Below are 8,349 nucleotides of genomic sequence, written 5' to 3'. Positions count from 1 at the left end.
CAACCCGCCCGCCACCGCACCCGCCACCGCACCCGGCACCGCCGGGGAAGCCGAGGAGAACCAGTGACCGAAGCCAACACCCTGATCCGCGGCGCACGCGTCCTCGGCGGCGAGGAGCGGGACGTCCTGATCGAGGGCGGCGTCGTGGCCGCCGTCGGCACCGGCCTGGACGCCGGTGACGCCCGTGTCGTCGACGCCGCCGGGCAGATCCTGCTCCCCGGCCTGGTCGACCTCCACACCCACCTGCGCGAGCCGGGCCGTGAGGACTCCGAGACGGTGCTGACCGGCACCCGCGCGGCTGCCGTCGGCGGCTTCACCGCCGTCCACGCCATGGCCAACACCTTTCCCGTCGCCGACACCGCCGGCGTGGTCGAGCAGGTCTGGCGGCTGGGCCGCGAGTCCGGCTACTGCGACGTGCAGCCGGTCGGCGCCGTCACCGTCGGGCTGGAGGGCGCCAAGCTCGCCGAACTCGGCGCGATGCACGAGTCGGCCGCCGGCGTACGGGTCTTCTCCGACGACGGCAAGTGCGTCGACGACGCCGTGATCATGCGCCGCGCGCTGGAGTACGTGAAGGCGTTCGACGGCGTGATCGCCCAGCACGCCCAGGAGCCCCGGCTGACCGAGGGCGCCCAGATGAACGAGGGCGCCGTCTCCGCCGAACTCGGCCTCACCGGCTGGCCCGCCGTCGCCGAGGAGTCGATCATCGCCCGGGACGTGCTGCTGGCCGCGCACGTCGGCTCGCGGGTGCACATCTGCCACCTGTCGACCGCCGGTTCGGTGGAGATCGTCCGCTGGGCCAAGTCCAAGGGCTGGAACGTCACCGCCGAGGTCACCCCGCACCACCTGCTGCTCACCGACGAACTGGTGCGCTCCTACGACCCGGTCTACAAGGTGAACCCGCCGCTGCGCACCGAGCGCGACGTCCTCGCCCTGCGCGAGGCGCTGGCCGACGGCACCATCGACTGCGTCGCCACCGACCACGCCCCGCACCCGCAGGAGGACAAGGACTGCGAGTGGGGCGCCGCAGCCATGGGCATGGTGGGGCTGGAGACCGCGCTGTCGGTGGTGCAGCACACCATGGTCGACACCGGACTGCTCGACTGGGCCGGCGTCGCCGACCGGATGTCCCACCGGCCCGCCGCCATCGGGCGGCTGGCAGGTCACGGCCGTCCGATCGAGGCCGGCGAACCGGCCAACCTGACGCTCCTCGACCCCGCCCCCCGCCGGCAGGTCGACCCGGCCGGCTTCGCCTCCCGCAGCCGCAACACCCCCTACCGGGGCCGTGAGCTGCCGGGCCGGGTCACCCACACCTTCCTGCGCGGCCGCGCCACCGTGGTGGGCGGTGAGCTGGTGTGAGCCTCCTGACCACCTTCCCGGTACCCGCCACCGGCGCGGACACGGCGGCACTCGCCGTCGAACGTCCCGAGATCAACTGGCCCGGCTACATCAGCTGGACGATCGGCATGCTGGTGATCGTCGTGCTGCTCTACTGGCTGATGCGCCGGGCCTGGCGACGCCGGGGCGACGCCCAGTCCGACCTGCCGCCGCTGCCCACGGCGCCCGGCACCACGTCCGCCGCGCTGCTCACCGCGAGCGGCCGCTACCACGGCTCCACCACGGCCGGGCAGTGGCTGGACCGGATCATCGCCCGCGGTCTGGGCACCCGCAGCCGCGCCGAACTGACCCTCACCGACGAGGGCCTGGCCGTCGACCGGCCCGGCGCCGCGCCGTTCTTCGTCCCCACCGGGCAGCTACGCGCCGCCCGCCTGGACAAGGCGATCGCGGGCAAGGTCCTGACCGACGGCGGCATGCTCATCGTCACCTGGGAGCACGGCGGGCGGCTGCTCGACTCCGGCTTCCGGTTCGACCAGCCGGCCGACCACCCCGCGTGGGCCGAGGCGATCGGCGCCGCGGCCTCCTCCGCCACCGCCCCGGCGCCCGGCGACACCCCCGGCAGCGGCGACGGCGCCGCTCTCCCGCACCACCAGGAAGGCGCACCGTGAGCACCTCCGCACCCGCGTCCCCCGCCCTGCTCGTCCTGGAGGACGGCCGGACCTTCACCGGCCGCTCCTACGGCGCGGTGGGCGAGACGTTCGGCGAGGCGGTCTTCTCCACCGGCATGACCGGCTACCAGGAGACCCTCACCGACCCGTCCTACCACCGCCAGGTGGTGGTCATGACGGCCCCGCACATCGGCAACACCGGTGTCAACGACGAGGACCAGGAGTCCCGCCGCATCTGGGTCTCGGGCTACGTCGTCCGCGACCCGGCCCGCCGTCACTCCAACTGGCGGGCCGCCCGCGGCCTGGAGGAGGAGCTGGCGGCGCAGGGCGTCGTCGGCATCAGCGGCGTCGACACCCGCGCCATCACGCGCCATCTGCGCGAACGCGGCGCGATGCGGGTCGGGATCTTCTCCGGCGACGCGCTCGCCGAACCGGCGCGGCTGCTGGAGCGCGTCCGCAGTGCCCCGCAGATGTCGGGCGCCGACCTCTCCGCCGAGGTCGCCACCCCCACCGCCTACACCGTGCCCGCCGTCGGAGGGAAGAAGTACACCGTCGCAGCCGTCGACCTCGGCATCAAGGGCATGACGCCGCAGCTCATGGCCGAACGGGGCATCGAGGTGCACGTCCTGCCGGCGACGGCCTCCCTGGAGGAGCTCTACGCCGCCGGACCCGACGGGGTCTTCTTCTCCAACGGCCCCGGCGACCCGGCGACCGCCGACCACGCCGTGGCGCTGATGCGCGGGGTGCTGGAACGTTCCACCCCCCTGTTCGGCATCTGCTTCGGCAACCAGATCCTCGGCCGGGCCCTCGGCTTCGGCACCTTCAAGCTGAAGTACGGCCACCGCGGGATCAACCAGCCGGTCAAGGACCGCGCCACCGGCAAGGTCGAGGTCACCGCGCACAACCACGGCTTCGCCGTCGACGCCCCGCTGGACCGCGTCAGCGACACCCCCTTCGGCCGGGCCGAGGTCTCCCACGTCTGCCTCAACGACGACGTCGTCGAGGGGCTGCGCCTGCTCGACCGCCCTGCTTTCAGCGTCCAGTACCACCCCGAGGCGGCAGCCGGCCCGCACGACGCGGCCTACCTGTTCGACCGCTTCGTCTCCCTGATGGAGGACCAGCGTGCCTAAGCGCACCGATATCCAGTCCGTCCTGGTCATCGGCTCCGGACCGATCGTCATCGGCCAGGCCGCCGAGTTCGACTACTCCGGGACCCAGGCGTGCCGGGTGCTCAAGGCCGAGGGGCTGCGGGTCATCCTGGTCAACTCCAACCCGGCCACGATCATGACCGACCCGGAGATCGCCGACGCCACCTACGTCGAGCCGATCACCCCGGACTTCGTCGAGAAGATCATCGCCAAGGAGCGCCCCGACGCGCTGCTGCCCACCCTCGGCGGCCAGACCGCGCTCAACACCGCCATCTCGCTGTACGAGTCGGGCGTGCTGGAGCGCCACGGTGTCGAGCTGATCGGCGCCGATGTCGAGGCCATCCGCAAGGGCGAGGACCGCCAGCTGTTCAAGGACGTCGTCGACGCCGTGAACGCCGCCATCGGCCACGGCGAGTCCGCCCGCTCGGTCATCTGCCACACGATGGACGAGATCCTCGCCGGCGTGGACACCCTCGGCGGCTACCCGGTCGTGGTCCGGCCCTCGTTCACCATGGGTGGCGCCGGCTCCGGCTTCGCCCACGACGAGGAGGGGCTGCGCCGCATCGCGGGGCAGGGCCTGGCGCTCTCCCCGACCACCGAGGTGCTCCTGGAGGAGTCCATCCTCGGCTGGAAGGAGTACGAGCTGGAGCTGATGCGCGACAAGCACGACAACGTCGTGGTGGTCTGCTCCATCGAGAACTTCGACCCGATGGGCGTGCACACCGGGGACTCGGTGACGGTCGCCCCCGCCATGACCCTGACCGACCGCGAGTACCAGGTCCTGCGTGACATCGGCATCGCGGTGATCCGCGAGGTCGGCGTCGACACCGGCGGGTGCAACATCCAGTTCGCGGTCAACCCCGACGACGGCCGGGTGGTCGTCATCGAGATGAACCCCCGGGTCTCCCGCTCCTCGGCGCTGGCCTCCAAGGCCACCGGCTTCCCGATCGCGAAGATCGCGGCGAAGCTCGCCATCGGCTACACGCTGGACGAGGTCCCCAACGACATCACCGAGAAGACCCCGGCGTCCTTCGAGCCGACACTCGACTACGTCGTGGTCAAGGTCCCCCGGTTCGCCTTCGAGAAGTTCCCGGCGGCGGACGCCACGCTGACCACCACCATGAAGTCCGTCGGCGAGGCCATGGCCATCGGCCGGAACTTCACCGAGGCGTTCAACAAGGCGCTGCGCTCCCTGGAACAGAAGGGCTCGCAGTTCGACTTCGCCTCCGACCCCGGCGGCCCGGAGGAGAAGGCGGAGCTGCTGCGCACCGCCGCCGTGCCGACCGACGGCCGCGTCCACACCGTGATGCGCGCCATCCGCGCCGGCGCCACCCAGGAAGAGGTCTTCGACGCCACCCGCATCGACCCCTGGTTCATCGACCAGCTCTTCCTGATCCACGAGGTCGCCACGGAACTGGCCGACGCCGAGAGGCTGGAACCCCACCTGCTCCGCCACGCCAAGCGGCACGGCTTCTCCGACGCCCAGATCGCCGCGGTGCGCGGTCTGCGCGAGGACGTGGTGCGCGAGGTGCGGCACGCGCTGGACATCCGGCCCGTCTACAAGACGGTGGACACCTGCGCCGCCGAGTTCGCCGCCCGCACGCCGTACTTCTACTCCTCCTACGACGAGGAGAACGAGGTCGCCCCGCGCGAGAAGCCCGCCGTGATCATTCTCGGCTCCGGGCCCAACCGCATCGGCCAGGGCATCGAGTTCGACTACTCCTGCGTCCACGCCTCGTTCGCGCTGAGCGACGCGGGCTACGAGACCGTGATGGTCAACTGCAACCCCGAGACCGTCTCCACCGACTACGACACCTCCGACCGGCTCTACTTCGAGCCGCTCACCCTGGAGGACGTGCTGGAGGTGGTCCACGCCGAGACCCTCGCCGGGCCCGTCGCCGGCGTCATCGTCCAGCTCGGCGGCCAGACCCCGCTCGGCCTGGCCCAGGCGCTCAAGGACAACGGCGTCACCGTCGTCGGCACCCCGCCCGAGGCCATCCACGCCGCCGAGGACCGCGGCGCCTTCGGCCGGGTGCTCCAGGAGGCCGGGCTGCCCGCCCCCAAGTACGGCACCGCCTTCTCCTTCGAGGAGGCGAAGGCCATCGCGGGCGGCATCGGCTACCCCGTGATGGTCCGCCCCTCCTACGTGCTGGGCGGCCGCGGTATGCAGATCGTCTACGACGAGGAGTCGCTCGCCGGCTACCTGCGGGAGCACGCCGGTCTGGTCTCCGAGCACCCGGTGCTGATCGACCGGTTCCTCGACGACGCGATCGAGATCGACGTCGACGCGCTCTACGACGGCCAGGAGCTGTACCTCGGTGGCGTCATGGAGCACATCGAGGAGGCCGGTATCCACTCCGGCGACTCCGCCTGCGCCCTGCCCCCGATGACCCTCGGCGGCCACGACATCAAGCGGCTGCGCGCCTCCACCGAGGCGATCGCCCACGGCGTCGGCGTCCGCGGACTGATCAACATCCAGTTCGCGCTGGCCGGGGACATCCTCTACGTGCTGGAGGCCAACCCCCGCGCCTCGCGGACCGTGCCCTTCACCTCCAAGGCCACCGCCGTGCCGCTCGCCAAGGCGGCCGCCCGCATCTCGCTGGGCGCCACGGTGGCCGAACTGCGCGCCGAGGGCATGCTCCCGCCGACCGGGGACGGCGGGACCCTGCCCATGGACTCGCCGATCTCCGTCAAGGAGGCCGTGATGCCGTGGAGCCGGTTCCGCGACATCCACGGCCAGGGCGTGGACACCATCCTCGGCCCGGAGATGCGGTCCACGGGCGAGGTCATGGGCATCGACTCGGTCTTCGGAACCGCCTACGCCAAGTCCCAGGCCGCCGCCTACGGCGCGCTGCCCACCAAGGGACGGGCCTTCGTGTCGGTGGCCAACCGCGACAAGCGGGCGATGATCTTCCCCGCCCGTGCCCTGTTCGAACACGGCTTCGAACTGCTGGCCACCTCCGGCACCGCCGAGGTGCTGCGCCGCAACGGCATCCAGGTCACCTCCGTGCGCAAGCACAACGAGGGCGAGGGGCCGGCGGGGGAACCCACCATCGTCCAGCTGATCCACGCCGGACAGGTCGACCTCATCGTGAACACGCCCTACGGCACCGGCGGCCGGCTCGACGGCTACGACATCCGCACCGCGGCCGTCTCCCGGGGCGTGCCCTGCCTGACCACGGTGCAGGCGCTCTCCGCCGCCGTCCAGGGCATCGACGCCTTCGCCCGCGGCGAGGTCGGCGTCCGCTCCCTCCAGGAGCACGCCCAGCGCCTCAACGCCGCCCGCGGCCAGTGACGAAGGAGCACCCGACACCGATGGCCACCTCCCCTGGCGCCGACGCCCCCCGTGCCGCGACACCCGCCGCGGCACGGGGCGGCGACCGCGCCGCCGCCCACCCCGGGTACCGACTGCTCTTCCGCACCGTCTTCCGTCGCATGGACCCCGAGCGGGCCCACCACCTGGCGTTCGGCGCCCTGCGGACCGCCGCCCGCGTCCCCGTGCTGCGCACGGCGGTCGCCCGCGTCCTGGCGCCCCGCCACGACGTGCTGCGCACCCACGCCCTCGGGCTGGACCTGCCCGGCCCCTTCGGGCTCGCCGCCGGCTTCGACAAGAACGCCACCGGCATCGACGCCCTCACCATGGCCGGATTCGACTTCGTCGAGGTCGGCACCGTCACCGGCCAGGCGCAGCCGGGCAACCCCCGCACCCGCCTGTTCCGGCTCCCGGCCGACCGCGCGCTGGTCAACCGGATGGGCTTCAACAACGACGGCTCGGCCGCCGTCGCCCGCAGACTGGCCGAGCGCCGGCCCGCCTTCGACGCGCGCCTCGGCGTCAACATCGGCAAGACCAAGGCGGTGCCCGAGACCGAGGCGGTGGCCGACTACGTCACCTCCACCGAGCGCCTCGCCCCGCACGCCGGCTACCTGGTCGTCAACGTCAGCTCGCCCAACACCCCCGGGCTGCGCGACCTCCAGGCCACCGAGCAGCTGCGCCCGCTGCTCACCGCGGTCCGCGAGGCGGCGGACCGGGTCGGCGGACCGGGCGGACGGCGCGTGCCGCTGCTGGTGAAGATCGCCCCCGACCTCGCCGACGAGGACATCGACGCCGTCGCCGACCTCGCGCTCGACCTCGGGCTGGACGGCATCATCGCCACCAACACCACCATCGCCCGCGACGGGCTGGTCACCGACACCGCCGAGGTGGAGGCCGCCGGTGCCGGCGGACTGTCCGGAGCGCCGCTGCGGGAACGCTCGCTGGCCGTGCTCCGCAGGCTCCACCGCCGGACCGGGGGCCGCGTCACCCTGGTGGGCGTCGGCGGCATCGAGACCGCCGACGACGCCTGGGAGCGTGTCCTGGCGGGCGCCACCCTCGTCCAGGGTTACAGCGCCTTCATCTACCGCGGACCGCTGTGGCCCCGGTCGGTGCGCACCGGGCTCGCCGCCCGGCTGCGCGAGAGCCCGTACGCGACCCTCGCCGACGCGGTCGGCGCCGACAACCGGAAGGCGGACGCGCCGTGACCGACCCGACCCCGCCGGCCGTCGTGCCCTTCGGCAGCCGGCTCCGGACGGCCACCGCCGCGCGCGGCCCCCTGTGCGTGGGCGTCGACCCCCACGCGGCGCTCCTCACCTCCTGGGGCCTGACCGACGACGTGGCCGGGCTGGAGCGGTTCTGCGCCGCGATCACCGCCTCCCTCGGCGAACACGTGGCCGTCTTCAAGCCACAGTCCGCCTTCTTCGAGCGGTTCGGCTCGCGCGGGGTCGCCGTCCTGGAGCGGACCGTCGCCGAACTGCGGGCCGCGGGCGCGCTCGTCCTGCTGGACATCAAGCGCGGTGACATCGGCTCCACCATGGGCGCCTACGCCTCGGCCTACCTCGACCCCGCCTCCCCCCTGTACGCCGACGCGGTGACCCTCTCGCCCTACCTCGGCTACGAGTCGCTCCGCCCGGCGCTCGACCTGGCACGGGCCAGCGGCGCGGGCGTCTTCGTCCTCGCCCGTACCTCCAACGCCGAGGGCGGCCAGGTTCAGCGCGCACGGGGCGAGGACGGCCGCCCGGTCGCGGCGACGATGCTCGCCGCCCTGGCGGCCGAGAACGCCGCCACCACCCCGGCCGGCGAGCCCGGCTCCTTCGGCGCCGTGGTCGGCGCCACGGTCGGTGCCGAGGGCGTGGGGGAGGGCGTGGGGGAGGCGCCACCGGCC

6 protein-coding genes are annotated in these 8,349 nt (G+C 73.1%); all 6 read left to right on the top strand.

What is annotated here, in order from left to right; all coding sequences use genetic code 11:
* Positions 1–63: 63 nt before the first annotated feature.
* Entirely contained in the window at positions 64–1,356 is a 1,293-nt protein-coding gene (locus tag E0D90_RS20820; RefSeq protein WP_103529306.1) for a dihydroorotase, read from the top strand.
* Entirely contained in the window at positions 1,353–2,003 is a 651-nt protein-coding gene (locus tag E0D90_RS20815) for a PH-like domain-containing protein (protein ID WP_374754170.1), read from the top strand. Before E0D90_RS20820 ends, E0D90_RS20815 begins: the two co-directional genes overlap by 4 nt.
* The gene (gene carA / locus E0D90_RS20810) at positions 2,000–3,133 is read left to right on the top strand and encodes a glutamine-hydrolyzing carbamoyl-phosphate synthase small subunit (protein WP_130799617.1); all 1,134 of its coding nucleotides are present in this window, start codon (positions 2,000–2,002) and stop codon (positions 3,131–3,133) included. Before E0D90_RS20815 ends, carA begins: the two co-directional genes overlap by 4 nt.
* Entirely contained in the window at positions 3,126–6,446 is a 3,321-nt protein-coding gene (gene carB / locus E0D90_RS20805) for a carbamoyl-phosphate synthase large subunit (RefSeq protein WP_130799616.1), read from the top strand. The genes carA and carB overlap by 8 nt, the downstream gene beginning before the upstream one ends.
* A 140-nt stretch (positions 6,447–6,586) precedes the next feature.
* On the top strand, positions 6,587–7,669 hold the full coding sequence (locus E0D90_RS20800) for a quinone-dependent dihydroorotate dehydrogenase (RefSeq protein ID WP_438827425.1): 1,083 nt from the start codon (positions 6,587–6,589) through the stop codon (positions 7,667–7,669).
* Positions 7,666–8,349: orotidine-5'-phosphate decarboxylase (gene pyrF / locus E0D90_RS20795; protein ID WP_103502352.1), on the top strand; the 684-nt coding region annotated here is incomplete at its 3' end. The genes E0D90_RS20800 and pyrF, both read left to right, overlap by 4 nt.

Origin of the sequence: Streptomyces otsuchiensis, assembly GCF_004305975.1 — a bacterium.
GTDB classification, from domain to species: domain Bacteria; phylum Actinomycetota; class Actinomycetes; order Streptomycetales; family Streptomycetaceae; genus Streptomyces; species Streptomyces otsuchiensis.
Note: the sequence above shows the minus strand (reverse complement) of the source record. Positions and strands in the feature narration are given on the sequence as shown.

What these genes read in the sequence shown, in the direction of transcription:
- E0D90_RS20800 (WP_438827425.1), top strand. Translation starts at nt 6,587, where the DNA reads ATGGACCCCGAGCGGGCCCACCACCTGGCGTTCGGCGCCCTGCGGACC.